Genomic DNA, 26,192 nt, shown 5'->3' on the forward strand with positions numbered 1-26,192 from the left:
GAAAGACATAGAGACACCCCCCCCCAACCTCCCAACCCGCCCGACGCTTCGAGAACCGACGCCCGAGACCTGACCCAGCACGGAGCCCCCCACTCCAACCCCGAACCTCCCAGCCCGTCCGGCGTTTGAGGACCGGGGTCCGGGGCGGAGCCCCTAACGCGGCGCAGCCGCACAGTGTCACAGCGGGAAGGGGCGGGGTGGGGAAAGAGCTCCGCAGGAAACGCCCCGGCACGCCCGCCGAACCCACACTCCGCCGGACCCACGCCCCCGCCCGGACCAGCTCCGCCCGGACCCACGCCCCGCCGAACCCACCCCCGCCCGGCCCACGCCCGCCGGACCCACGCCCCACCTCACGCATAGCGCCGACCCCCCGGCGCCGGCCCGGCCGCCGCGGCGACGGCGGCGGCGACCGGGCCGACGTCGGCCGCCGTCATCGCCGAAACGGTGACGCGCACCCCCGGCGGCGCAGCCATCCGGAACCGCGCCCCCGGCGCAACGGCCCACCCCGCGTGCAACAGACGCGCCACCACCCCCGTCTCATCCGCCACAGGTACCCACACGTTCAGCCCGCTGCGTCCGTGCGCCTCGACCCCCCGCTCCGCCAGCGCCCGCACCAGTGCGTCCCGGCGCTTGCCGTACTCGCGCGAGACGGCCCGTACATCCACGGCGCCCGCCTCCCACAGCTCGACCACCGCCCGCTGCAGCAGCCGGCTGACCCAGCCGGGCCCGAGCCGCTGCCGCCCCATCACCCGGTCCACCGTGACCGGGTCGCCGGTCATCATGGCGAGGCGCAGATCAGGCCCGTACGCCTTCGCGACGGACCGCACGAACACCCAGTGGTCCGTGACACCCGCGAGCGGACGCAGCGGCAGATCGACGATGCCGTGACCGTGGTCGTCCTCGATGAGCAGCACCCCGGGAAACATCATCAGGACACCGCGCAGTTCCTGGGCTCGCGCGACGCCCACCGCCGCCCCGGTCGGGTTCTGCGCCCGGTCGGTGATCACGAGGGCGCGGGCCCCGCCCCGGAGCGCACGTTCGACCTCACCGGGCAGCGGCCCGTCGTCGTCGAGCCCGACCGGTACGGCCCGCAGCCCGAGCGCGGGGATGAGGTCGAGCAGGCTGTTCCACCCCGGGTCCTCGACGGCAACCGCGTCACCCGGCTTCAGGTGCGCGGCCAGGACGCGCTCGATCGCGTCCAGCGACCCCGAGGTGACGGCGACGGGCCCGGCCCGCACTCCGTCCGCGTCGAAAGCGGCCCGCGCGAGCCGCGCGAAATCCGGGTCGACGGGATCCTGTCCGTACAGCCCGGGCCGCTCCGCATTGCGCCGCGCCGCAGCGGCGAACGCGTCATGCAACGGCGGCAGCAACGCCGGATCGGGGTTGCCCTCGCTCAAGTCCCGCACACCGGGCGGTACGTCGACTCTGATCGAATCCCGCGCCGTACTGGCCGGCCGGGGACGCACCCGGCTGCCACGGCGGCCCGAGGTCTCAATCACCCCACGCTCGCGCAGTGTGCGGTACGCCGCCGCGACCGTATTCGGGTTGACCCCGAGCTCCCCCGCCAACCCCCTCATCGGCGGGAGCAGTTGCCCTGGCGGCAGCTCGCCGGAACCCACCGCGCGCTCCACGCTCGCGGCAATCTCCGATGCGCGCCGCCCGCTGATCCTATAGTCTCCTAGCACAAAGGCAACTATGCACTAGTGCAATGGAGAACGCAATGCCGGACACCACCTCCTACGCGCCTTCGGAGCGCACCGTCCCGACTCGCTCGCGGGAACGCGCCTCGTACGACCGCGACCTGGTGCACGCGATACTCGACGAGGGTTACGTCTGCCATCTCGGCTTCGTCCGTGACGGCGCCCCCGTCGTCCTGCCGACGCTCTACGGCCGCGTCGGCGAGCGCCTCTACGTGCACGGCTCCACGGGCTCCCGCCCCCTGCGCATGGCCGGCCAGGCCGACCCCGGCCTCGCTGTCTGCCTGACCGTCACCCACGTCGACGGCCTCGTGCTGGCCCGTTCCGCCTTCCACCACTCCATCAACTACCGCTCCGTGGTGGTCCACGGCATCGCCCACGAGGTCGTGGACGAGGAAGAGCGCCGCACGGCCCTGGACGCGCTCGTCGATCATGTCGTCCCAGGCCGCTCCCACGACTCGCGCCGGGCCAACGCCAAGGAGCTCGCGGCGACCGCAGTGATCCGCCTCGACCTGGAGGAGGTCTCCGCGAAGGTACGCACCGGCGGCCCCAACGACGAGCCCGAGGACGCCTCACTCCCATACTGGACGGGTATCGTCCCTCTGACCCGCGGCTACGGCGCCCCGATCCCGGCAGCCGACCTGGACCCGGCCATCGCACTCCCCGACTACCTCACCACGCTCTGAGGAAGTCCGGTCATGCTCATTCACCCCTGGGACGCGCCGCACAGCGACAGCGAGTGGCAGCAGTGGCTGGCCATCCACGACTTCGGGCAGCTGGCGGTCAACGGACCGCCGGGCGAGGCCCCGTCCGTCCAGCCGACACACTTCCTGTACGACGCCGAACGCGGCCGGTACGGCGAGGTCCTCACCCACCTGGCCCGTCCGAACCCACTCTGCAAGGCGCTCGAAACCGACCCGCATGTGCTCCTGAGCGTCGTGGACGACTACACCTTCATCCCCGGCCCCTGGCAGGTACCGGCCGACACCCCGCCCGAACACGGCGTGCCCACCAGCTTCTACGCCGCCGTACAGCTGCGCTGCACCGCGCACCTCGTGGACGACCCGGCGGAGAAGGCCGGTCTGCTCAACCGCCAGGTCGCCCACTTCCAGCCGGAGGGCGGCTCGGCCCGCGCGGCCGTCGGGGAAGCACCGTACGGCCGCATGCTGTCGGGCATCCGCGGCCTGCGCCTGGAGGTGACGGAAGTCCGGGCCAAGTTCAAGTACGGCAGCCACAAACCGCAGGACGTACAGGACCGAACGGCAGCGGGCCTGACCGGACGCGCGCACGGGAACGACCTCGCGGCCCACGCCCACCACCGACGCCGCCGCACACCTCCCCCCGCCTCCAAGCCCGTCCGGCGCTTGAGAAACGGGGCCGGGCAGGGCGCAGACAGGGAAGGGCCGGGGTGGGGAAGAACCGCCCCGCCCCAGCCCTCCCGCCTACACGAGCGCCCCAGCCGCCCTCCGGCCCAGCGCCGCCGTCCTCGCCTCCGCGAACGCGAGCCCAGCCACCGCCGCGAGCAGCAGCAGCGTCCCCGCCACGGTGGCCACCGTCAGGTGCTCACCCAGCAGGACAACCGCGATGACGGCCGCGCTCACCGGCTCGATCAGCGTGATCACCGAAACGGTGGCGGACCGGACCACCGCCGCCCCGGCGAAGTAGAGCGCGTACGCGAGCGCCGTCGGCACCGCCGCCACATACACCAGCAGCCACACCACCCGCACCGGGTCGCCGGTGTGCGGCAGCAGTCCCTCGGCAGCCGCGAACGGCAACAGGCACAGCGAGCAGATCACGAACGCCCACGCGGTCGTGTGGAACGGATCGGCCCCGCCCCCGTCGCGCCCGAGCCGCCGCGTGAGCAGTGTCATCGCCGCGTACCCACCGGCCGAGAGCAACGCGAAAAAGACACCGGCGGGCCGCACGGCCGTATCGCCGCTGCCCAGCACCATCACGCCGAGCCCGACAACCGCACCGAACACGGTCAGTACCCCGGCGCGCCCCAGCCGCTCCCCCATGGTCAGCCGCGCACCCAGCGCGATCAGCACCGGCCCCGCGCCCATGGTGACGACGGTCGCGACGGCGAGCCCGGTGGCCTGGACAGCCGCGAAGTACGCGCTCTGGAAAACGGTGAGCCCGAGCCCGGTGACGAGAATGCGCGTCAGCCGCCGCTTGCGAGGCTCGGCGGGAGCAACAACCGCCTCAGCCGCCGCGACAACCCGCCGCCGACGCAGCGCACGGGCCGCCACCAGCAGCACCAGCCCACCGGCGCAACGCCAGAAGGACAGGGCGAGCGGCCCCATATCGCTGGCCAGGAAGGTGAGAGAGGCGGCCGCTCCAGCGGTGCCCCAGGCGGTTCCGGCAACGATCAGATAGATCAGGCCACGCCCGACGGGCAGGCCTGAGGAAGGACAGGAAGATTTCGACACGTGACTTCTCCGCGTGAAGACGGGACAGGTGGTCGCTCGGCTCCGCACGCGGGCAGCGACGAACCGCTCGGGGACTGCCCGAGCCCGGTCTTCGTCTTCGGCAATGCCGCCCGCGTTACGCGGTGGGCGGCGGAAGCACAGTCAGATGCATGATCGTCACCCTACGGCGCGGTCCTCTTCGCGGACAACTCCCTTTCGGCATGCTGGAGATCCGCACCGGCAGCCGCTCCGCCCGCTGCCACCGGCCCGCCCGCGACGGGCCCGCCCGCGACAGGCCCACTGGGAGCCTTGGGCGCCGAGGACTGTGCGATGAAGGCACCGATCAGCACCACGGCCCCACCGATGATCTGCGGCGCGGACAGGTGCTCACGCAGCAGCACCCACGCCAGTACGGTCGCGATGACCGCCTCCAGGCAGGCCACCACACCGGCCACCTGCGGCGACAGTCTGCGCACCGACACGACACCGGTGACGTACGCGACGACGGTGGCGATCAGCACGATCCAGCCGAGCAGCAGCGCGGCCGGCACATCCGTCCCACCCATGTCGGCGTCTGTCGCGAGCAGCGACCAGTCCATGCCCCACGGGCGCGCCACCACGGTCAGCACCGCGGCGCCGATGAGCAGTCCGTACGCGATGACGCCGAGCGGATCTGCCGCGTCCTCGTCGGCACTGCCCTCGTCGGAGAGGACGAAGTAGCCGACCTGGCAACAGGCGGCACCGAGCGCGAACAGCAACCCCAGCGCGTCGAAGCTCAACCCGGCCCACACTTCGACGACGCAGGCCAGGCCGCCGACGGCCAGCACCACACCCGCCGCGGCGGCGCGCGTCACCGGCCTGCGCTGCACAAACCGGACCCACCCGAGCACCAGCGCCGGCGCGAGATACTCGATGAGCAGGGCGACACCGACGGGTATCCGGGACAGCGAGGCGAAGTAGAAGGCCTGCACACCGGCGACCGCGAGCAGGCCGAAGCCGGCGAGCAGGGCGGGCTTGCGCCGCAGCAGATCACGATGACGCCAGGCCACGGGCAGCATGACAAGAGCCGCGCCCGCCACCCGTAGCCACACCACGTGCAGCGGGTCGAGCCCCGCTTCGATCAGCGGCTTGGCCGCGACACCCGAACCACCGAATGCGAACGCCGATGCCAGGGCTAGTCCCAGGCCGGCGCTCCTCCCCTGAGACGCTTGCATCGGCACATCATGCCAGTTGGGGTCAGGAGCGTCACCCTGGTGACACCTGTCGAGACGCTCAGTGAAGGCGCCCGGCCAGCAGCTGAGTGTCCACACCGGCCCGCCGCAGGACTTCGACCGCCCGGCAGTCGGGATCCGCAGCAAGCAGGGCGAGCAGGTCGAGCCCGCCGACGCGCTCGTCACCGCGCGCCGCCGCGCGCTCCAGGGCTCCCTCCATGGCCGTGACAGCGGCGGGCGACCAGCCCGCCGCACCCGGCGAGTCCCGCACCACGGCCACCGCGCCCGAATCCTCCACAGCACCCTGCCAGCGCAGCCCGTAGCCGATGCTGCGCTGCACGAGATAGCCGAGCACCCTGGCGACCTGCGGCGCACCGCCGTCGAACGCGGCTCTGGCCTCCGGGTCCGTCTCGATCACCGAGTGCAGCAGATGCGCGGTGTCGATCTGCCGGTCGCCGTCCCGCAGCGCCCGCCTGCGCGCGCCCGCGACCACCGAGGCGAGCTCCGCGGTGAGCCTTGCTTCGATGTCTGCACAGGGTGGAACGGGCTGCCGGGGAACCCGTGGTGTACGGCTTTGCACACCTCCCACCTCATCAGCCGCCGTCGGCGGGAGCATCCCCGCCGGGAAGCATTCGCGCGTCCCACCGAAGTTGGGCAACCCCGCCCGGGTTCTCCTCCTTACGGATGAGACCAGGGATATCGGGGCAACCCGAGAATCCGCCATATCTGACGGTTCATCAGTATTGAATGTTCCACCGCCCCCGGCTACGTTCCGCGACACACAGCCGAGGACGGCCGACGACAGTCGACGAAAAGGGGTGGTCACATGGCCGAAGCCAGCGCGGAGGCACGCATCGGGGCGCCGGCCGAGAAGATCTGGGCGCGGCTGACGGACTTCACGTCGTACGCCGAGTGGAACGCGACCCACACCAGCTTCCCCAGGGGCGGACCCGCGGTGCTCGAAGTCTCGGCGACGTACGAGGAGAACATGAAGCTCATGGGTTTTCCCGCGGAGGTCACCTGGACGGTCGAGGAGCTGGAGCCGGCCCGGCTGCTCGCGACCACGGGCAAGGGCCCCATGGGCGTCAGCCTCGCCATGCGTTACTCCCTCACCCCTGACGGCGACGGCACGCGGGTACGCATCGACGGGGAGTTCACCGGCGCCGCCGTCTCCCTGATGGCGGGCAAGCTCAAGGACTCGGCGGGCGCCGCCCTGAGCGAGTCACTGCGCAAGCTCGACGGCCTGGTCACCTGAGAGGGCCCGGTCACCCGAGGCGCCGGACATGACGGCGCCCCGCGGTTGCCCGCGAGGCGTCGTCGTCTCAGTCCTCGTCGGCGAGGATCAGGTAGAGCTTCTTGCGGGACTCGTTGATGACGGCGAGAGCCTTCTGCCGCTGCTCGGCGGAGCCGGTCTTCCAGACCTGGCCGAACGCCTCCATCAGGCCGAATCCGGCCTGCCGGACCTCGTTCATCGTCTCCCAGTCGACGCCGCGCCCCGCTTCCTCCCACGGAGCCCGCGGCCCCGCTCCGGCCTCGGTACGCCCGGCGTCGGTGAGCGTGAACAGCTTCTTGCCGCCCTCGCTCTCACTGACGATCAGGCCTTCGTCCTCCAGCAACTGGAGCGTCGGGTAGACCGAGCCAGGACTGGGGCGCCAGGCCCCACCGCTGCGCTCGCCGATCTCCTGGATCATCTCGTAACCGTGCATGGGCCGGTCGGCCAGCAGCGCCAGGATCGACGCGCGTACGTCGCCGCGCCGCGCCCGGCCCCTGGGTCCGCCCCTGCCCCGTCCGCCACCGCCCCACGGCCCGCCGAACGGCGGCCCGAAAGGACCGAAGGCGGCACGGCGCCCCTCGAAGTCACCCCGACCGCGATGGCCGGGCCCGCAGTCCCCATGTCCATGCGAACGCATCACTACGCTCCTTCCATCGTTGATCTGTCGCGATACGCCAACGATATATCGGAAACCCCGCTTCCGACAAGCATCAAAGAGGCCAGCCACCCGAAATTGGCCTTGGCCTGCGGCTTTGCTCCACCCCTACGTTCATGTCCATGCGGATTCGAATCGTCGACGCCTTCACCGACCGGCCCTTCGCCGGCAATCCGGCCGGAGTGCTGCTGCTGGACTCCGGCCCGTTCCCCGACGACGCCTGGCTCCAGCAGGTGGCCGCCGAGGTGAACCTCTCCGAGACCGCCTTCGCCCACCCGCTCCCCCCGGGCGGCGATGCGGACTGGGCGCTGCGCTGGTTCACCCCCACCGCCGAGGTCGCCATGTGCGGCCACGCCACGCTGGCCACGGCCCACGTCCTGCACTCCACGGGCGCCGCCACAGGCACCGTGCGCTTCTCGGCGCTCTGCGGCATCCTCACCGCGACAACACAGGACAGCGGCGACGCCTTCACCCTCGACTTCCCGACCGCGCCGCTCACCGCGGTGCCGGTCCCCGACGGCGTCGCCGAAGCCCTGGGCGCCGAGGTCCTCTCGGCCCACGACACCGGACCGCACATCGGCGACCTGCTGGTCGAGCTGGCCGACGAACGGACCGTACGCGCGCTCACGCCCGACTTCGCCGGCCTCGTGGCCCACTCCGAGCGCGGCATCGTCGCCACGGCGGCCGCCGAAGACCACTCCCGCGGCTACGACTTCGTCTCGCGCGGTTTCTTCCCCCGCGTCGGCATCGACGAGGATCCGGTCACCGGCAGCGCGCACACGGCCCTCGCCCCGTTCTGGTCCCCGCGCCTCGGCCGCGACGAGCTGACCGGCCTCCAGGCATCCGCCCGCTCGGGCCTGGTCGTCACCTCACTGCGCGGTGACCGCACCCTCCTGACCGGCGGCGCCGTCACCGTCATCGACGGCGAGCTGCTCGCCTGACAGACCGAAGGGGGCGTACGAAACTTCCGTACGCCCCCTCTCGCCCGCGCCTCTCAGTCCTCCAGAGTCGGCAGCCACCCCACCTTGCCCGCCAGCAGCGCGTACCCCACGAACGCCCCCACATCCAGCAGCGTGTGCGCCACCACCAGCGGCCCGACCCGCCCCCACCGCCGGTACAGCAGCACGAAGACGGCGCCCATCACCATGTTGCCGATGAAGCCGCCGATCCCCTGGTACAGGTGGTACGAGCCCCGCAGCACCGAGCTCGCCGCCAGAGCGCCGACCGGCGACCATCCCAGCTGGTCGAGCCTGCGCAGCAGATACCCGACGACGATGACTTCCTCCAGTACGGAGTTCTGCATCGCGGAAAGGACCAGTACGGGGAACTTCCACCACACCGGCGGCAGCGAATCCGGCACCACCGTCAGGTTGAACCCCGACTCGACGGCGACCAGATAGAAAGCGAGCCCGGCACTGCCGATGCCTGCCGCCACCAGCGTGCCCCACCCGAGGTCCGGCCACGGCCGCGAACGGTCGAACCCGATCGTGCGCAGCCCCGCCCCCTCCCGCATCAGCAGGTACGCGACCAGGACGACAGGCGCCAGCGCCGATGTGATGCCGAACAACTGCCAGGCGAGATCCAGCCACGGCCGGCCGGGCGTGGCGGAGGTGTTGAGCTTCGCCGCCTGGTCCTGGAGCCCGCCCGGTTTTGTGACGGCTCCGACAAATCTGATCAAGGACGACACCCCGCTCGCCCCCAGGGAGAGCGCGAGCACGATCAGGACCTCGGTCCGCAAGATCGGTCGCGTCACCCCCTGCCCGGGAGGAAATTCGGCCACCCGCCCCGCCTCTGCCTGCACACCAGCCTCCAGTTCAGCAGAGCAGCGAGCCCCCTTTTCTCTTTTGTCCGAGGTTCTTCGAGATTCTTCGAGATTCGCGGAGGGGCTCCACTGCCATGGGACGTCACAGCTTGCCCGACAACGAACCGAACGACGGCACCAGGTCCGTGCGCGCGCCTTACGCCCGCCCCGGGAATCCCACCGGCCACGTATGCACCGGATCGCCCTGGTGCATCAGCTCGCTGTAGCGGCGGGTCATGGCGGCCAGCGCGGCTTCGCGCTCCAGACCGGCGTCCAGGGCGCGGTGGTACGTATCGACCTGCCAGGAAGCGCCATTCACGCGCCTCCTGCACCGCTGCTCGATGACGCCGAGGTAGTAGTCGCGGTCCGCGGGCTCGATTCCCCAGGCGTCGAGCCCGGCCGCGGCCAGCGGCAGCAGTTCGTCCCGTACGAGCTTGACGGCCGGCACCCGCGCCGTCCCGCCGGCGCGACCCGGCTTCGGCCAGATGATCTCCGCGTCGATCCCGTGCCGGCAGGCGGTGTCGAAGTTCTCCTCCGCGGCCTCGAAGGGCATCCGCTTCCACACCGGCCGCGCGTCCTCGGCGAGAGCCCGCACCAGCCCGTAGTAGAAGGCCGCGTTGGCTATCACATCCGTCACCGTCGGGCCCGCGGGCAGCACCCTGTTCTCCACCCGCAGATGCGGTACGCCGTCGGCCAGCCCGTACACGGGCCGGTTCCAGCGGTAGACCGTTCCGTTGTGCAGTACGAGCTCCTGGAGCCGCGGCACCCCGCCGTCGTCGAGCACGAGGAGCGGGTCCTCGTCGTCGCAGATCGGCAGGAGGGACGGGAAGTAGCGCAGGTTCTCCTCGAAGAGCTCGTACGCCGAGTCCACCCACCGCTCGCCGAACCACGTCCTGGGCCGTACGCCCTGGGCCTGGAGCTCCGGCGGCCGGGTGTCGGTGGCCTGCTGGAAGAGCGGCGGCCTGGACTCGCGCCAGAGCTCGCGGCCGAAGAGGAACGGCGAGTTGGCACCCAGTGCAATCTGCACGCCCGCGATCGACTGCGCCGCGTTCCACACGTCCGCGAAACGGCCCGGCGTGACCTGGAGGTGCAACTGCACGGACGTACAGGCGGCTTCGGGCGCGATGGAGGCGAAGGTGCAGGTCAAATGCTCCACACCAGTGATGTCAAGGGTGAAGTCCTCGCCTCGCGCGGCGACGATCTGATCGTTGAGGAGCTGGTAGCGGTCGACGTCGGAGAGATTCGCCGAGACCAGGTCGTGGCGTCCGAGCGTCGGCAGAATTCCGATCATCACTATGCCCGCGTCGACCTCTTTGGCTTTCCTGTGCGCGTATCCAAGGCCGGTGCGCAGCTCTTCCGCCAGCTGATCGAGGACTCGGCCGCCGAGCCGGTGCGGAACGATATTTACTTCCAGATTGAACATGCCGAGTTCGGTCTGGAAATCACGGCTCGCGATCCGTTCGAGTACCTCCGCGTTCATCATCATCGGCATACCGTCGGACCCGGCGAGATTGAGCTCGATCTCCAGTCCCATGAAGTTCTTGGGACGGTCGAAGCGCTTCTCCTCCAGCAGCCGCCCCAGCCCCTCCAGGCACTGGTGGAGCTTCTTCCGGTACCTCTGCCGGTCCGACAGGTCGAACCCGCCTGCCACGACCTTCTCCCCCATCGAAGCATCCCTCCTCGAGTGGGCGGCTCACAGCATCGGGCACTCACGTCACGGTCGATGATGCCCAGAGGAGCTGATCAGTAACGCCCCACGGCAACCAATGACCAAGTACCCTCCTTGGAGGACTTCAGTGGCACATTCACTCGGCATGCGGCAGAAAGCAGATACCACCCGGTTACTGCTGGTGAAAAAGGCCGGTGAGTTTCGGCCTACCGCTGGCGCTGGAACTCTCCAGGCCACGGGCCTGCGCTCCAGAAGAATGGGGAGATTCTCCGCAGGAAAAGGTCCGGATACCGCCTTGCCCGAAATGCGGACGACGGCTAGCGGAAACACCATGTGAACACGGCTCGTATAAACTCCGCAGACGAGGCAGAGAGTTGGCGCCCGGCGATCGCCCCGGCCCCCCTCTGACCCCGGAACGCAGACAGCGCCGTCCGCACCGCCCACGCACACCCACGCATCACCGTGTCTCCCAAGTGAGAGGCGACCCACCATGCCGCTGCTTGTCCCCCCGGCTCCCGCGCCCGCCCTGCGCAGCGTTCTCGCGGCACTCAGTTCCCCCACCGCCGTCCGCGAGGCCCGTCCCCCGGCCCTCCGTACGGCTCAGGGACCCCTCAGCCCCGAGTTCCCGCTTCCCTTCCACGTACTGGACGGGATCATCCCGTCAAGCAGGCCGCCGCGCACCCGGCTGACCGGCTGGCGGTTCCTCATCCGCAGCGGCGACCGTACGGTGGCCGCCGCCGACACCATGCTCACCCCCGACGGCTGGGCCTTCTCGCACTTCTGCGAAGGCCCGTACATCGCCTCCAGCGTGCTCGCGCTGCGCCAGGCCGAGGCGATGACCTCTCGCTACCAACCACGCCTGCTGTCCGTACCGGAGCTCTACATGCTCACGCTGTGGCTGCACGACGGCCCGGAAGCCGGCGCCGAAGCCTCCGACACGATGCCGCTTCCGACAGACCTGCTCGTACCACTGGCGCCCGCACCGCCCGGCATCGCCTCACACCGCCCGCACCGGGTCGCCGATCTGCTGCCGCTCCTCACCCACCGGCTCACGCCCCCGGCGGCCGTCCCGCTCCTCAGCCAGTCCGCCTGACCTCAGGCGCCCGTTCGCGGGTGCCCCGCTCGTCCACTGTGCCCCGTGCCCGCCCCGGCCACGGGGCACAGTGCCGTCCTCACGCCCCCCATCCGGACTAGCCCGTATCGGCCACCCCGAACCACCCGAAGAGACCGCCCTGTTGAGCTGAACCGTCCGCACGAGTGACGCGTCATTAATCAGTAAGGAGAGCTGCCGTGAAATCCCTGCGGATCGACGCCCGTGGGGCAACACTGGGACCGGACCGACTGATACGGGGAGCGGCAATGAACACCGCATCGAGCCGCAGGACACTCACCACAACGCAGCGAAAGAACCCTTCCATGTGCCAGCACCAGCCAGCCTGCCCGACTGCCGACTCCGCCGACCGGGAAGCCGCCCTTCTTGTGGCGCACCACCCCGAGCAGGGCTGGAGCCTGCTGTGCAACGGAGTTCTCGTCTTCGAGGACACCGGTGAGCTGCTGCCGGACGGCCAGATCATCGCTCCGCACCGTCCACTTGACGTGGTCAAGGCCGCCTGACCCGGCCGGTAGACAGCCACACAGCCACACCGATACGACGAGGGGCCGGCCCGGAGAAATCCTCCGAACCGGCCCCCTGCGCATGTCCGCGCCGTACGACGCGTACCGCGTCCGTCAGTTGTCGTACTCGTCCAGCGGCGGGCACGAGCAGACGAGGTTGCGGTCACCGAACGCACCGTCGATCCGGCGCACCGGCGGCCAGTACTTGTCCGCCGCCGAGACCCCTGCCGGGAAGACCGCCACCTCACGGCTGTACGCGTGCTCCCACTCGCCGCCCAGCGCGGCCGCCGTGTGCGGCGCGTTGCGCAGCGGGTTGTCGTCCGCGGGCCACTCGCCCGACGCGACCTTCTCGATCTCCGCACGAATAGCGATCATCGTGTCGCAGAACCTGTCGATCTCGGCCAGGTCCTCGCTCTCGGTCGGCTCGATCATCAGCGTCCCGGCCACCGGGAACGACATGGTGGGCGCGTGGAAGCCGTAGTCGATGAGCCGCTTGGCCACGTCGTCCACACTGACGCCCGTCGCCTTCGACAGCGGTCGCAGGTCGACGATGGCCTCGTGCGCGACCAGCCCGTTCGGACCGGTGTAGAGCACGGGGTAGTGCGGCTCCAGGCGCTTGGCGATGTAGTTCGCCGCGAGTACGGCGACCTGCGTCGCGCGCTTGAGCCCCTCGCCGCCCATCAGGCGGACGTACGCCCACGAGATCGGCAGAATGCCCGCCGAGCCCCAGGGAGCGGCGGAAATGGGCCCCACGCCCGTCTCGGGACCGGCTGTCGGCTGGAGCGGGTGGTTCGGGAGGTAGGGCGCGAGGTGGGCCCGTACGCCGACCGGCCCGACGCCGGGGCCACCGCCGCCGTGCGGGATGCAGAAGGTCTTGTGCAGGTTCAGGTGGGACACGTCCCCGCCGAACTTGCCCGGCTTGGCCAGCCCGACCAGCGCGTTGAGGTTGGCGCCGTCGACGTACACCTGGCCGCCGGCCTCGTGCACCGTCGCGCAGATGTCGGCGACGTGCTCCTCGAACACCCCGTGCGTGGACGGGTAAGTGATCATCAGCACCGACAGTTCGTCGCGGTACTGCTCGATCTTGGCGTGCAGGTCCTCGACGTCGACCTCGCCGTCCTCGCGGGTCTTGACGACGACTACCTTCATACCGGCCATGACCGCGCTCGCGGCGTTCGTCCCGTGCGCGGACGACGGGATCAGGCACACCGTGCGCTGGTCGTCGCCGTTGGCCCGGTGGTACGCCCGTACCGCCAGCAGGCCCGCGAGCTCGCCCTGCGAACCGGCGTTGGGCTGGATCGACACCGCGTCGTAGCCGGTCACCTCGGCGAGGCGCTCCTCCAGCTCGTGGATGAGCGTCAGATAACCCTCGGCCTGCTCGACCGGCGCGAAGGGGTGGACCGCACCGAACTCCGGCCAGGTGACCGGCTCCATCTCGGTGGTCGCGTTCAGCTTCATCGTGCACGAGCCGAGGGGGATCATGCCGCGGTCGAGCGCGTAGTCGCGGTCGGCGAGCCTGCGCAGGTAGCGCAGCATCGCGGTCTCGGAACGGTGCTGGTGGAAGACGGGGTGCGTGAGGACCTCGTCGCTCCGCAGCAGCCCCTCGGGCAGCGCGTCGGCCACCTTCGCGTCGAGCGCCTCGATGTCGGCGTCGACCCCGAAGGCCGCCCAGACCGCGGCGATCTGCGCGCGGCCCGTCGTCTCGTCGCAGGCCATGGAGACGTGGTCGGCGTCGGCCAGGTGCAGGTTGACGCCGCCCTCGCGGGCCGCGGCGACGACGTCGGCCGCCCTGCCGGGGACGCGTGCGGTGAGCGTGTCGAAGTACGCGCCGTGGACGACCTCGACGCCGCCTGCGCGCAGGCCCTCGGCGAGCAGCGTCGCGTACCGGTGGGTGCGGCGGGCGATGCCGCGCAGCCCGTCGGGGCCGTGGTAGACGGCGTACATGCCGGCCATCACCGCGAGCAGGACCTGCGCGGTACAGATGTTGCTGGTGGCCTTCTCGCGACGGATGTGCTGCTCACGGGTCTGGAGCGCCAGCCGGTACGCCTTGTTCCCGTCGGCGTCGACGGAGACACCGACGAGCCGCCCCGGCAGGCTGCGCGCGAACTTCTCCCTTACGGCCATGAACCCGGCGTGCGGACCGCCGAAGCCCATCGGCACGCCGAATCGCTGGGTGGTGCCGACCGCGATGTCCGCGCCGAGCTCGCCGGGCGAGGTCAGCAGCGTCAGCGCCAGCAGATCGGCGGCGACGGTGACGATCGCCCCGAGCTCGTGGGCCTGCTCGATGACGGGCTTGATGTCCCGTACGGCACCGGAGGCACCCGGGTACTGGAGCAGCACACCGAAGACACCGCGCTCGGCCATCTCGGCCGGAATGCCGTCAGAAAGGTCGGCGACGACGACCTCGACACCGGTCGGCTCGGCGCGGGTCCGGATCACGGCGACGGTCTGCGGCAGCGTGTCGGAGTCGACCAGGAAGACGCCGTTCTTGACCTTGCCCACGCGGCGCGCGAGCGACATCGCCTCGGCGGCGGCGGTGCCCTCGTCGAGCAGCGACGCGCCCGAGGTCGGCAGTCCGGTCAGGTCCGCGACCATGGTCTGGAAGTTGAGCAGCGCTTCAAGACGGCCCTGCGAGATCTCCGGCTGGTAGGGCGTGTACGCCGTGTACCAGGCCGGGTTCTCCATGACGTTGCGCAGGATGACCGGCGGCGTGAAGGTGCCGTAGTAACCGAGCCCGATCATGGGGGCGAGCACCTGGTTGCGGTCGGCGAGCGTGCGCAGCTCGGCCAGGACTTCGGCCTCGGTGCGCGCGTCGGGCAGTCCGAGCGCCTCGGCGCTCTTGATGACCTCCGGCACCGCGGCCGCGGTCAGCTCGTCGAGCGAGCCGTAACCGACCTGGGCAAGCATCTTGGCCTGAGCTCCGGCATCGGGCCCGATGTGGCGCTGCTCGAAGGGGATGCCACGCTCAAGCTGTGAGAGCGGAATGCGGTTTGCGGTCATCTGCGGAAGGCCTCCTGGTCTGACGCGACCTGCGAGGGGCACCACGGCACGGGTACCCGGACGGCCTCCCCCTCTGTCATCTCAACCTGAGAGCTTCACCGGAAGACCGTGGGGACGTCGCTGACGTCGGGGTCGTTCCGGCTTTCACCGTCGGTGAGGAAGGGATCCGTAACAAGTGCTGTGCCCTCTTCGAGCACATACCCGTCCGACGCCCGCCCTGCTTTCCAGAGTGACCTCGTCCGTGCGGTACGTGGGCCTGAGAGATTCCGGGGAGGAGTTGCTCCTTCGGCGCCTCCGGCACGTTCACCGGAGACTCTCCCGCACGGGGTCAGCAGCCACTGGCCAGCCTACCAGCGAGGCCCGTCGTCGATCCCTCGAGTGGCCGAGTCCACAGTTGTGCCCTTTCGTAGGGTCTAGGGAGCAGCTGCGATCAGTTGGAGGGACCGTGCAGACCGACATCGATCCGCGCAGCCTGATCGGCCGCAAGGCGTTCGACCGCAACGGCAACAAGATCGGAACGGTGGACGAGGTGTACCTCGACGACGCCACCGGCGTCCCCGAATGGGCGGCGGTACGCACCGGCCTCTTCAGCCGGGACGCCTTCGTCCCCCTGGAGCCCAGCAAGGTCGTCGACGACTCCCTCCGCGTGCCCTACGACCGCGCGCTGATCAGGGATGCCCCCGACTTCGGGGTCGGCCGCCACCTCTCCCCCGAGCAGGAGCTGCAGCTCTACCACCACTACGGGCTCGATATCGCCTCTCCCGACGCCGCCTCCTCCGAGTCCGCCACCTCCGACCGGGACTTCGGGCGGCTGGCCGGCGACGACCCCGCCTGATCGCCGGCCACCCTCACCAGCGGGAGCGGATCCGAGGGCACCAGATCCGGATCGTCCACCTTGAAGGTCCGCACTCGCCCCGGCGGCGATGTCGGCTCCTCGAACCGCACCGTCACCCGCCCGACGCCACTGCCCTGCACCCACCCCGCTCCGTGCTCGGCGTGCCGCACGTCCTGCCCGGCCAGCCACCGGCGCTCCGGTGGTGGCTCGGGCACCGGCGCCACCGGCTCCCCGCCACCGCCCGCCCCGCCCGCCTCGCTGTCCTCCGCTTCCTCCGCCGCCTCCGCGAGCTCACCCGCCACCTGCGCGAAGAGGTCTTCCTGAGTGAAGTCGGCGAGCCCGGTGACTCCGACGCCCAGCAGCCGCACCCCGCCCGTGGTGTCCACCGACTCCAGCAGCCGCCCCGCGGCCTCCCGCACCACTGCCGGATCGTCCGTCGGCCCACGCAGCGTCTCCGAGCGCGTCAGCGTCGAGAAGTCGTACCTGCGCACCTTGAGCACCACGGTTCTGCCCGAGCGCCCGGCCGCCCGCAGCCGCTGCACGCACCGGTCGGACAGCCGTACCACCTCGTTCCTGACCCGGACCCGGTCGTGCAGATCGACCTCGAAGGTGTCCTCGACCGACACCGACTTCGCGTCCCGCTCGGCCACTACGGGCCGATCGTCGTGCCCGAGGGCCATTTGGTACAGCGAGACCCCGTGCGCCTTCCCCAGCAGCCGTACAAGCTCGTCCTCGCCCGCTTCCGCCAGGTCGGCGACGGTCGTCATCCCCGCCCGCCGCAGATGCTCGCCGGTCGCGGGCCCGACCCCGGGCAGGATCCGTACCGGCATGGGTCCCAGCAGCTCCCGCTCGGTCCCCGGCTCGATGAGCACAAGACCGTCCGGCTTGGCCTGCTCCGACGCGATCTTCGCGAGCATCTTGGACCCCGCGAGCCCCACAGACCCCGTGAGCCCCGTGACAGCTCTGATGTCCACCCGCAGCAGCTCTCCGGCCCTGCGGGCCGAGACCGAGTCGTCCGCCACCCCGCCCGCCTCCAGATCGACGAAGGCCTCATCCAGGCTCAGCGGCTCCACCAACGGGGAAAGCCGGCCGAGAAGCTCCATGACCTGTTCGCTCACCGACCGGTAGAGGGCGAAGCGCGGCATCAGGTAAGCGGCGTTCGGACACAGCCGGCGCGCCTGGGCCACCGGCATCGCGGAATGCACCCCGAAGCGCCTGGCCTCGTACGAGGCGGTGGCGACGACCCCACGGGTGCCGATACCGCCGACCACCACGGGCTTTCCGCGCAGACTCGGCTTCGCTGCCTGCTCTGCGGCGGCGTAGAAGGCATCCATGTCCAGATGCAGGATGGTCGGCGCGGATCTCACACCATCGATGCTGCCGTACGGCACTGACAATCGGCGGCCTCCGGCGCTGCGGAAAGCCGGAGCGCCCGGTCAGCCGGCCTTGTTGCGGCGCCGTGCGAGCTCGTCGGTGGGGTTGTGCCCGACCAGCGTCTCGCCGGTGTCGACGCGCTCGCCGTGCAGCTGGGACAGGGCACTCTCCACATCCCGCCAGACCACGCCCACGGCGATTCCGAAGACGCCCTGGCCGCCCTGGAGCAGTTCGACGACCTCGTCGGGCGACGAGCACTCGTACACCGTCGCGCCGTCGCTCATGAGCGTCATCCGCTCCAGGTCCTGGAATCCGCGGGCGCGCAGGTGCTGGACGGCGGCGCGAATGTTCTGCAACGCGACACCGGTGTCCAGGAAGCGCTTGACGATCTTGAGGACGACCACATCGCGAAAGCTGTACAGACGCTGCGTGCCCGACCCGTAAGCCGGTCGCACGCTCGGCTCCACCAGTCCCGTACGCGCCCAGTAGTCGAGCTGCCGGTACGTGATCCCCGCCGCCGCGCACGCGGTGGGCCCCCGGTACCCGATGCTCTGGGTGCTGTCGTCGGCCGCCGTCGCCCCGCCCGTGGCCGAGGTCACGCCCTGCCGCCCCGCCAGAGGGTCGACCACACTGCCGTGAAGCGGATACGGCCCGCCCGCCACCGTACCGTCGCCGCTGCTTCTCACGCCGACCTCCGTCCTTGACCTGCCCTGTCGACGGTAGGCAGTCACCCGGGGTGCGTCAACGATCGCCACACTCGGCACGCCGAGTGATAATCACCCTGAGAGTGGTTTCCCGTGCCTCGCTTCCGGGAAAGGCTACTCGAATGCGCGGACAGCGCCTGGCGCGCGGCTCACTGACTGTTGGTCCCGAAGTCCTCGGGAGAGATCTGGTCGAGGAACTCGCGGAACTTCTCCACCTCGTCCTCCTGCTCGTCAGGAATCGCGATGCCCGCGTCGTCCAGCACCCCGTCACTGCCGTAGATCGGCGTTCCGGTACGCAGCGCAAGCGCTATGGCGTCGGACGGCCTCGCGCTCACTTCGACTCCGCTGGCAAAGACCAGCTCGGCGTAGAAGACCCCTTCCCGCAGGTCGGTGATGCGGACTTCGGTGAGCTCCTGGCCGACCGCTTCCAGTACATCCTTGAAGAGGTCATGGGTCAGCGGCCTGGCAGGGGCCATCCCCTGCTGGGCGAAGGCGATCGCGGTCGCCTCCCCCGGCCCGATCCAGATGGGGAGGTACCGATCGCCTCCCACTTCGCGCAGGAGCACGATCGGTTGGTTCGAGGGCATTTCTACCCGGACACCTACGACGTCGAGCTCGTTCACACAGCAACCCTAGGACGTGCCTGGCAGGTTTGGGTAGTCGGGATCCCCCAAGCTCAGTGCAGCCGCACGCCGAGTGCTGCCTGGATGAGGGCCGAATGGAGCCTGACGGACAGCTCGGCCAGCTCCTTGGCCGTAGCCTCCGCATGGGCTCTGGTCTGCGGATTCCGGTGCCGGCGCAGCGGCGCGACAACCTGTTCGACCAGGTCGGCCTCGCGATCCGCCGCCGCTTTCACCGCGCGCAGATGCCGCGGCTCCAGTCCGAACCGGCCAAATTCAGCGACAAGCTTGGCCACCGTGGCGACTTCGGCGTCGTAGCCGCCACCCGGCAGGGGCGAGATCAAGCCGTACGACTCCCAGGCCTCGAGCTCCTCCTCGCCGACCTCGGCGGCCGCCAGGAGCTCCTCCCGGCCGATCCGGGCCGCGGTCGGGCGGTCCGTCCCGTTGTCGGGGGCGCCGTCGTCCGCTTCCCCCGGCCCACCGGCAGCCGGAAGCCGCACCTGCTCACCGCGCTCCAGCGCGTCGAGGTGCTCGCGGATGACCTTGAGCGGGAGGTAGTGATCGCGCTGCATACGCAGCACCTGGGCCAGCCGCTCGACATGGTCGGGGCTGAATTTGCGGTAGCCGGAGGCGGTCCGCTGCGGTTCGACGAGCCCCTCGGTCTCCAGAAAACGAATCTTGGAGATGGTGACCTCGGGAAACTCGTCACGCAGCAGGTTCAGCACGGTGCCGATACTCACCAGCCGGTCGCCCGCGGTGGCGGTGCCGTTTCCGGCACCGCCCGTCGGTGTTCGCTGCATGGACCTTCCCGTACGGGTCAGATGGCCCGCTGGCTCGCGTAGAAGACCAGCCGGTACTTACCGATCTGCACCTCGTCGCCGTTCGACAGCGGGACCGAGTCGATCCGCTCACGGTTGACGTAGGTGCCATTGAGACTGCCGACATCGGAGACGGTGAATCCGCCGTCCGCGCCCCGGCGGAACTCCACATGCCGACGCGACACCGTCACGTCGTCGAGGAAGATGTCGCTCTGCGGGTGCCTGCCGGCCGTGGTCAGCTCGCTGTCCAGGAGGAAGCGGCTGCCCGAATTCGGACCGCGTCGCACCACGAGCAGCGCCGCACCGAGCGGAAGGGCATCGACGGCCGCCTGGGCCTCCGGCGAGAGCGAGGGAGCGGCGGTCTGTCCCGTCGCCTCGGCCTCGTACGCCTCGAGCCCGGAGATGGAGATCGTCGACGTCGTCTCCGAGGGACGCTCGGCGGCCACTCCGGGCCGCAGCGGTGCCCCGCAGTTGGAACAGAAACGACTGGCCTCGGCATTGCGGTGCCCGCACCTCGTACAAACCGGCAAGGCCGACATGGACGGATCCTCCTGCCGCGGCTGCCCCTGGGAGGCATCGGATGCGTACGGATCCGAGGAAAACTCTCCACCCGTACTCGAGGCTGATTCCCCGAAACCTATGCGGCCGGGACCGGCGGGGTCAACAGACGACGCGCCCGGCCCACCCGAAATGCCGCCGCCCGGACCAGCGACCTCGTCCCGGAAGAGCGGCCGCTCGCCACCCTGCCCCTCAACTTCTTCACCACGCGGCGCACGGTGACGGGCAGTGCTGTTCGCACCGTCCTCGCGTGCACTCTTGCCGAACAACTTCGCAAACAACTTCACGGGCGATTCCCCTTGACTGAAACAGACCCGCCCGTGGGGCAGGACGAACCCTGAATGAACACACCTGCCGAACCGGACATCTTCACAACGTCCGTATCCACCAAACAGTTTCCACCACGCACCACACCTTCGATGCGCCGACCCCCCGCAACCTCATGCCCTTGTCCCCGTGCCCCCATGCGTCCCCGCCTCACCGCGGTGACGACTGAGCGTAGTCAGGCTGCTTCGCCGGTCGCAAGGCATCCACGACGATCTTCCCGGAGCGGGTGACGGTAGCGACCGCCCGCTCCTCCTCCAGCGTCTGAACGACGCCGCCGGGGATGTTGAGCGCGGGCTCCAGATCCTGCGGCTTGCCGATCACTTCGAAGCGGTACGGGGCTGCGATCTTCTTCCCGTCCACCTGGATGCCGCCGCCGCTGTTCAGGAAGTACGTGTCCGCGACGACCCTGACGTCATTGATCTGGATCGCTTCCGCGCCCGCCGCCCGCAGTTCCTGGATCGCGTCCAGCAGCATGTCCGCCTCGACCGTGGAGTGCGGGTCCGTGATCGTCAACGTGATTCCGGGCCCCTGCGCCGCCACCGTGCCTGCCAGCACTCCGAGCTGACGTTCCTTCTCCAGCGTCTGCTTGCGGGCCTCTTCCGCCTGGTCCGAGCTGTTCTCCAACTCGGTCTTCTGGTCGTCGAGTTTCTGCTTCTCGTCCTCGAGCCGCTGCGTACGGTCGTCCAGCTCGTCGAGGATGCGCACCAGGTCCTCCTGGCGCGCTCCTCGCAGCGCGCTGTCGTCGCTGGTCGACCTGACCTGGATGGCGAGTCCGAGCCCGAGCACGAACAGCAGCAGCGCCACGATCAGCTGCGCCCGCGTGACACGCGGCGGCCAGAGCCCCGCGAGCAGTCGCTGACGCCCCGTCGCCGGCTCCTGAGCCGGATCCTGAGCCTGCGCTTCTTCTTCGTCGCGCCGGGGGTTGTCTTCTGTACTCATCTGCCTCACGCCCGGAACACGTGACGGCGAATCGCCGCCGCGTTGGAGAAGATCCGGATGCCGAACACCACGACCACACCCGTGGACAGCTGCGCACCGACGCCCAACTTGTCCCCCAGGAACACGATCAGGGCCGCCACCACGACATTCGACAGGAAGGACACGACGAAGACCTTGTCGACGAAGATGCCGTCGAGCATGGCCCGCAGGCCACCGAAGACCGCGTCGAGCGCCGCGACGACGGCAATCGGCAGATACGGCTCGACCACGGCCGGCACCTCGGGCCGGACCAACAGCCCGACCACGACTCCCACGACGAGGCCCAGTACGGCGATCACGATGTGCCCTTCCCTGTGTTGGCCGCGGCCTGCCCGGCGCCCGCGACCAGCGGCTCTGCTGTACGTACGATCAGGCTCGGCGCGGCGGGAAGCCGTACCTGCTCCTGAGCGGAAATGCTCGTCCTGATGCCGTAGCTCTCCTGCAGGACATGCAGGTACCGGCCATCGGCGCTGTCCTGGAAAGCGGTACTCAGCCGCTGCCCGTCCCCCACCGCCAGCACCGTGTACGGCGGCACCAGCGGCCTGTTGTCGACCAGTATGGCGTCGCCGGCGGCCCGGATCGCCGACAGGGATGTCAGCCGCTGCCCGTTGATGGCCACCGCCTCGGCGCCCGAGGACCACAGACCGTTGACGACCCGCTGCATGTCCCGGTCCCGCAGCCGGCCCGTGTCGGAAAAGCTGCTGCTCTCCCGAGGCCCGCCGCCGTCCTCGTCGCTGTCCTTGGCATCGTCGACGACGAGCTTCACCCCACGCCCCTGCACCACCGTCGCCCCGGACAGCAGCGCCACCAGCCCGCCCTGGTCACCACCATGCTTCTGGAGCGCCTTGCGCTGCCGCTCCCCCACCTCGGTCCGGAGTTTCTCGACGTTCCGCTCCACCGAGTCCGCCGCCGAAGTCTCCGCCTCCACGCGGTTGATGAGCTCTTCACGCTCTTTGGCGATCACCGGCGCCTCTATCCGCGCCTGCGCCGCACCCACCGTGACGACCAGAGCGGCGAGCACCAGTCCGGCCGCCAGTCCGAGCTTCGCGCGCAGCGTGCGCGGCATGCCCGCGCTGCCGTCTGCCTTCCTGCGGGCGGTCGCCTCCGCGTATCCGTCGTCGAGGCTGTGGTCCATCACATTGGTCAGCAGCGACATGGACGCGTCGGGGCGCCGAGGTGGCGAAGACGTGCTCCGATCAGGGGACTGCTGCGACATGCCGCACATCGTCGCACGTCGCAGCAGCTACCGCCGAATGGCCCCTCCGGTGTGCCGGACGGCGTTGTCACACTCCGTCCGGCACACCGGTCACACCTCAGTGACCTGCACTGTCCACGACCGCGGACCACTCGTCGAGCAGCGCCTGGGCCGAATCGTCATCGGGCCCTTCGGCCCACAGATGAGTGACAGCCTCCGCGGGGTCGGGCAGCACCATCACCCAGCGCCCGTCCGCCTCGACCACACGCACGCCGTCGGTCGTGTCCACGAACCGGTCTCCGGCGGCCTCGACCACGCGGCGCATGACGAGCCCCTTCACGGCCCACGGCGTGGCAAGATCACGCCGCAGCACATGGGCTCGCGGTATCCGCGCGTCGATCTGGCTCAGCGTGAGCTGTGTCCTGGCCACCAGCCCGATCAGCCGCACGAAGGCGGCGGCGCCGTCGAAGACACTGCTGAACTCGGGAATGATGAAGCCGCCGCGCCCGTCACCACCGAAGATGGTGGACTCCTCACGGCCGACCCGTGTCAGGTCGTCCGGCGAGGTGGTCGTCCACTCCACCTGCGTTCCGTGGTACGCCGCCACCTGCTCGGCGATCCTGGTGGTGGTCACGGGCAGCGCGACCCGCCCACTGCGCCGTTCGGCTGCCACAAGGTCGAGCATGACGAGCAGCGCCCGGTCGTCCTCGATGATCCGGCCGCGCTCGTCGACGAGCGACAACCGCTCACCCACCGGGTCGAACCGCACACCGAAGGCGGCCCGCGCCGAAGCGACGATCTCCCCGAGCCGGACAAGACCGGAACGGCGCGAATCGCTCGTCTCCGTGGGCCTGGACTCGTCCAGACCGGGATTGATGGTCAGCGCGTCGACCCCGAGCCGCCCGAGAAGGCTGGGCAAGACAAGACCGGCGCTTCCGTTGGAGGCGTCGACGACGACCTTGAGCCCCGAGTCGGCGATGCCCGTGACGTCCAGGTTCCGCAGCAGCGACCCGGTGTAGGAGTCGAAGACACTGGCCGGGAAGTGCAGGTCACCGATCTCCCCGGGGAAGGCGCGCCGGTACTCCTGCCGCGCGAACACCCGGTCCAGCTTGCGCTGCCCGGCCTGCGACAGGTCCGCGCCCCGCTCGTCGAAGAACATGATGTCGACGGAGTCCGGAACACCGGGAGTCGTACGGATCATGATGCCGCCGGCGCTGCCTCGCGCCGTCTGCTGACGCGCCACAGGCAGCGGCACGTTCTCCAGGTCGCGTACGTCGATGGCGCTCGCCTGAAGCGCGGAGATAACCGCCCGCTTCAGCGCACGCGCACCACGCGAATGGTCACGCGCGGTGGTGACCGTCGCGCCCTTCTTGAGCGTGGTGGCATAGGCGCCCGCAAGGCGCACTGCCAGCTCGGGGGTGATCTCGACGTTCAGAATCCCGGAGACACCACGCGCACCGAAGAGATGCGCCTGCCCCCGCGACTCCCAGATCACCGAGGTGTTGACGAAAGCACCGGCCTCGATGGTCTTGAACGGGTAGACCCGCACATTGCCCTGAACAATCGATTCCTCACCGACGAGGCACTCGTCCCCGATGACGGCGCCGTCCTCGATCCGCGCGGCGCGCATGATGTCGGTGTTCTTACCGATCACGCAGCCACGCAGGTTGCTGTGCTGGCCGATGTAGACGTTGTCGTGCACGACGGCCCGATGAAGGAACGCGCCGCTCTTGACGACGACGTTGGACCCCACGACCGTGTGCTCACGCAGCTCCACGCCGGCCTCGATCTTGGCGTAGTCACCGATGTAGAGGGGCCCGCGCAGCACCGCGTCGGGATGTACCTCGGCGCCTTCGGCCACCCACACACCGGGAGAGATCTCGAAACCGTCGAGATCCACGTCGACCTTGCCCTCGAGCACGTCGGCCTGCGCCTTGACGTAGCTCTCGTGCGTGCCGACGTCCTCCCAGTAGCCCTCGGCGATGTAACCGTAGATCGGCTTGCCTTCCTTCATCAGCTGAGGAAAGACATCACCGGACCAGTCGACAGAGACATCCGCTTCCACATAGTCGAACACCTCGGGCTCCATGACATAGATGCCCGTATTCACGGTGTCCGAGAAGACCTGCCCCCACGTGGGCTTCTCCAGGAACCGTTCGACCTTTCCCGCTTCATCCACAATCGTGATGCCGAACTCCAGAGGGTTCGGCACCCGGGTCAGGCACACCGTGACCAGCGCGCCCTTCTCCTTGTGGAATCTGATCAGGTCAGTGAGATCGAAGTCGGTGAGAGCATCGCCAGAAATAACAAGGAAAGCATCGTCCTTCAATGCTTCCTCGGCGTTCTTTACGCTGCCCGCAGTGCCGAGTGGCTTCTCCTCATTGGCATAGGTGAGCTCCATTCCGAGCTCTTCGCCGTCACCGAAGTAGTTCTTGACGAGCGAGGCCAGAAACTGCACGGTTACGACTGTTTCGCTGAGCCCATGCCGCTTGAGCAGCCGCAGCACATGCTCCATGATCGGCCGATTGGCGACCGGCAGGAGCGGCTTGGGCATGCTCGAGGTCATGGGGCGAAGGCGAGTGCCCTCGCCACCAGCCATCACGACGGCCTTCATGTCGGAAAAGTCCTCCTCGAAGAGACGAACGGTCTAGCCGACTTCGCCCGTCCGGGACTGCCCGAGAGGCATCACGCGCAGACAATCAGGCGCTTGGGCAGCACCGTAATCGGCAGGCTCAATCGGCCGCGGTCTCCGCCTTCACCAGCCGGCGGACCTGGACCACGTAAAGGATTCCTGCCCACCAATACAGAGTTGTACCCCATCCGGCGAACGCCCATCCGAAAATAGCAGCCAGTGACGGCAACCACCCGTTTCCGTCACTGAGAAGCAGCAACGGGAAGGCGTACATCAGGTTGAAGGTCGCGGCCTTCCCCAGGAAGTTCACCTGCGGCGGCGGATAACCGTGCTTGCGGAGGATGCCCACCATCACCAGAAGCATCAGCTCCCGCGTCAAAAGAGCAACGGTGAGCCACAACGGCAGGATCTCGCGCCAGGTAAGGCCGAGCAAGGTGGAAAGGATGTACAGCCGGTCAGCAGCGGGGTCCAGCAGACGCCCGAGCTTACTGACCTGGTTCCAGCGACGGGCAAGCTTTCCGTCGAGATAGTCGCTGATGCCGCTGAGCATCAACACCAGCAACGCCCAGCCGTCACTCTTGGGCCCACCGAACACAGGCAGGAGAATCAGCCACAGAAACAGAGGCACGCCGGCGAGGCGGGCCATGCTGAGGATGTTCGGGATGGTGAGCACCCGGTCCGTCTGAACGCGGGTCTCCTGGACCTCCACCCGGGGGCCTCCTGTGGGAACGGTGCCGATGATGCCCCCTGACCTTACCCTCAGCCACGTCAGCCGGGCACACAGGGGTACGGACCGGATCTGAACGCAGAAAAGCCCCGCACC

At 69.4% G+C, this 26,192-nt stretch carries 24 protein-coding genes, 1 pseudogene and 1 riboswitch; of the genes and pseudogenes, 7 read left to right on the top strand and 18 right to left on the bottom strand.

Annotated features, from left to right (window positions below):
* Positions 1-350: 350 nt before the first annotated feature.
* A complete protein-coding gene (locus J7E91_RS32910) occupies positions 351-1,685 on the bottom strand; it encodes an aminotransferase class I/II-fold pyridoxal phosphate-dependent enzyme (RefSeq protein ID WP_214910655.1) in 1,335 nt (444 codons plus the stop codon).
* A gap of 35 nt (positions 1,686-1,720) precedes the next feature.
* Between J7E91_RS32910 and J7E91_RS32915 the strand changes: the two genes are divergently transcribed.
* Both J7E91_RS32915 and J7E91_RS32920 read left to right on the top strand, forming a co-directional pair.
* Positions 1,721-2,383 carry a pyridoxamine 5'-phosphate oxidase family protein gene (locus tag J7E91_RS32915; RefSeq protein ID WP_251016626.1) on the top strand — a complete coding sequence of 221 codons (663 nt, stop codon included), beginning with the start codon at positions 1,721-1,723 and terminating at the stop codon, positions 2,381-2,383.
* Between the two features lie 12 nt (positions 2,384-2,395).
* Positions 2,396-3,028, top strand: a pseudogene (locus tag J7E91_RS32920) (FMN-binding negative transcriptional regulator); the annotation flags it as partial.
* Positions 3,029-3,139: 111 nt separating this feature from the next.
* On the opposite strand, the gene J7E91_RS32925 reads toward J7E91_RS32920, so the two are convergent.
* From J7E91_RS32925 to J7E91_RS32935, 3 genes are all read right to left on the bottom strand, one after another.
* Complete coding sequence (locus J7E91_RS32925) at positions 3,140-4,126, bottom strand: EamA family transporter (RefSeq protein WP_308377530.1); 987 nt, start codon at positions 4,124-4,126, stop codon at positions 3,140-3,142.
* A 161-nt stretch (positions 4,127-4,287) separates the two neighbouring features.
* The gene (locus J7E91_RS32930) at positions 4,288-5,319 is read right to left on the bottom strand and encodes a DMT family transporter (protein ID WP_214910661.1); all 1,032 of its coding nucleotides are present in this window, start codon (positions 5,317-5,319) and stop codon (positions 4,288-4,290) included.
* Positions 5,320-5,377: 58 nt separating this feature from the next.
* Positions 5,378-5,896, bottom strand: a complete 519-nt coding sequence (locus tag J7E91_RS32935; RefSeq protein ID WP_214910663.1) for a Clp protease N-terminal domain-containing protein — start codon at positions 5,894-5,896, stop codon at positions 5,378-5,380.
* Positions 5,897-6,142: 246 nt separating this feature from the next.
* Between J7E91_RS32935 and J7E91_RS32940 the strand changes: the two genes are divergently transcribed.
* A complete protein-coding gene (locus J7E91_RS32940; protein ID WP_214910665.1) occupies positions 6,143-6,571 on the top strand; it encodes an SRPBCC family protein in 429 nt (142 codons plus the stop codon).
* A gap of 67 nt (positions 6,572-6,638) precedes the next feature.
* Here the strand turns inward: J7E91_RS32940 and J7E91_RS32945 are convergent, their stop codons facing one another.
* Positions 6,639-7,226, bottom strand: a complete 588-nt coding sequence (locus tag J7E91_RS32945) for a PadR family transcriptional regulator (protein ID WP_214910667.1) — start codon at positions 7,224-7,226, stop codon at positions 6,639-6,641.
* Between the two features lie 140 nt (positions 7,227-7,366).
* On the opposite strand from J7E91_RS32945, the gene J7E91_RS32950 reads away from it, so the two are divergent.
* Complete coding sequence (locus J7E91_RS32950) at positions 7,367-8,185, top strand: PhzF family phenazine biosynthesis protein (protein ID WP_214910669.1); 819 nt, start codon at positions 7,367-7,369, stop codon at positions 8,183-8,185.
* Between the two features lie 53 nt (positions 8,186-8,238).
* Here J7E91_RS32950 and J7E91_RS32955 read toward each other — a convergent pair whose 3' ends face one another.
* Together J7E91_RS32955 and J7E91_RS32960 are read right to left on the bottom strand one after the other, a co-directional pair.
* Positions 8,239-9,045 carry a CPBP family intramembrane glutamic endopeptidase gene (locus J7E91_RS32955; protein WP_214910671.1) on the bottom strand — a complete coding sequence of 269 codons (807 nt, stop codon included), beginning with the start codon at positions 9,043-9,045 and terminating at the stop codon, positions 8,239-8,241.
* 157 nt (positions 9,046-9,202) lie between these two features.
* On the bottom strand, positions 9,203-10,711 hold the full coding sequence (locus J7E91_RS32960; protein WP_214910673.1) for a glutamate-cysteine ligase family protein: 1,509 nt from the start codon (positions 10,709-10,711) through the stop codon (positions 9,203-9,205).
* A gap of 493 nt (positions 10,712-11,204) precedes the next feature.
* Here J7E91_RS32960 and J7E91_RS32965 point away from each other — a divergent pair, with 493 nt between their 5' ends.
* Together J7E91_RS32965 and J7E91_RS32970 are read left to right on the top strand one after the other, a co-directional pair.
* Positions 11,205-11,807, top strand: coding sequence for a hypothetical protein (locus J7E91_RS32965; protein ID WP_214910675.1), 603 nt, complete (start codon positions 11,205-11,207; stop codon positions 11,805-11,807).
* Between the two features lie 323 nt (positions 11,808-12,130).
* Positions 12,131-12,328: a DUF5999 family protein gene (locus J7E91_RS32970; protein ID WP_285439164.1), complete on the top strand. Its 198-nt coding sequence runs from the start codon at positions 12,131-12,133 to the stop codon at positions 12,326-12,328.
* Between the two features lie 114 nt (positions 12,329-12,442).
* On the opposite strand, the gene gcvP is transcribed toward J7E91_RS32970, so the two are convergent.
* On the bottom strand, positions 12,443-15,328 hold the full coding sequence (gcvP, locus tag J7E91_RS32975; protein WP_214910680.1) for an aminomethyl-transferring glycine dehydrogenase: 2,886 nt from the start codon (positions 15,326-15,328) through the stop codon (positions 12,443-12,445).
* Between the two features lie 234 nt (positions 15,329-15,562).
* A riboswitch (glycine riboswitch) is annotated at positions 15,563-15,659 on the bottom strand.
* A 114-nt stretch (positions 15,660-15,773) separates the two neighbouring features.
* On the opposite strand from gcvP, the gene J7E91_RS32980 reads away from it, so the two are divergent.
* Complete coding sequence (locus tag J7E91_RS32980; protein WP_214910682.1) at positions 15,774-16,163, top strand: PRC-barrel domain-containing protein; 390 nt, start codon at positions 15,774-15,776, stop codon at positions 16,161-16,163.
* Here the strand turns inward: J7E91_RS32980 and J7E91_RS32985 are convergent.
* From J7E91_RS32985 to J7E91_RS33030, 10 genes are all read right to left on the bottom strand, one after another.
* Positions 16,067-17,530, bottom strand: coding sequence for a DNA polymerase IV (locus tag J7E91_RS32985; protein ID WP_214910684.1), 1,464 nt, complete (start codon positions 17,528-17,530; stop codon positions 16,067-16,069). The two genes, J7E91_RS32980 and J7E91_RS32985, sit on opposite strands and share 97 nt — an antisense overlap.
* Positions 17,531-17,599: 69 nt before the next feature.
* Positions 17,600-18,223, bottom strand: coding sequence for a MerR family transcriptional regulator (locus tag J7E91_RS32990; protein ID WP_214910686.1), 624 nt, complete (start codon positions 18,221-18,223; stop codon positions 17,600-17,602).
* A 167-nt stretch (positions 18,224-18,390) separates the two neighbouring features.
* Positions 18,391-18,864 (bottom strand): bifunctional nuclease family protein, encoded by a 474-nt coding sequence (locus J7E91_RS32995; RefSeq protein WP_006123076.1) that lies wholly within the window; start codon positions 18,862-18,864, stop codon positions 18,391-18,393.
* 53 nt (positions 18,865-18,917) lie between these two features.
* A complete protein-coding gene (locus J7E91_RS33000) occupies positions 18,918-19,661 on the bottom strand; it encodes a MerR family transcriptional regulator (protein WP_214910688.1) in 744 nt (247 codons plus the stop codon).
* Between the two features lie 17 nt (positions 19,662-19,678).
* The gene (locus J7E91_RS33005) at positions 19,679-20,632 is read right to left on the bottom strand and encodes an FHA domain-containing protein (protein WP_214910698.1); all 954 of its coding nucleotides are present in this window, start codon (positions 20,630-20,632) and stop codon (positions 19,679-19,681) included.
* A gap of 82 nt (positions 20,633-20,714) precedes the next feature.
* Positions 20,715-21,503 (bottom strand): DUF881 domain-containing protein, encoded by a 789-nt coding sequence (locus J7E91_RS33010; RefSeq protein ID WP_214910690.1) that lies wholly within the window; start codon positions 21,501-21,503, stop codon positions 20,715-20,717.
* A 5-nt stretch (positions 21,504-21,508) separates the two neighbouring features.
* Positions 21,509-21,841 carry a small basic family protein gene (locus J7E91_RS33015; protein WP_023543062.1) on the bottom strand — a complete coding sequence of 111 codons (333 nt, stop codon included), beginning with the start codon at positions 21,839-21,841 and terminating at the stop codon, positions 21,509-21,511.
* On the bottom strand, positions 21,838-22,758 hold the full coding sequence (locus tag J7E91_RS33020) for a DUF881 domain-containing protein (RefSeq protein WP_374224814.1): 921 nt from the start codon (positions 22,756-22,758) through the stop codon (positions 21,838-21,840). Before J7E91_RS33020 ends, J7E91_RS33015 begins: the two co-directional genes overlap by 4 nt.
* A 97-nt stretch (positions 22,759-22,855) precedes the next feature.
* Complete coding sequence (locus tag J7E91_RS33025) at positions 22,856-25,351, bottom strand: mannose-1-phosphate guanyltransferase (RefSeq protein ID WP_214910694.1); 2,496 nt, start codon at positions 25,349-25,351, stop codon at positions 22,856-22,858.
* Positions 25,352-25,469: 118 nt separating this feature from the next.
* A complete protein-coding gene (locus J7E91_RS33030; RefSeq protein ID WP_214910696.1) occupies positions 25,470-26,078 on the bottom strand; it encodes a CDP-alcohol phosphatidyltransferase family protein in 609 nt (202 codons plus the stop codon).
* Positions 26,079-26,192 lie beyond the last annotated feature (114 nt).

Source organism: Streptomyces sp. ISL-99 (assembly GCF_018614005.1).
Classification (GTDB): Bacteria; Actinomycetota; Actinomycetes; order Streptomycetales; family Streptomycetaceae; genus Streptomyces; species Streptomyces flavidovirens.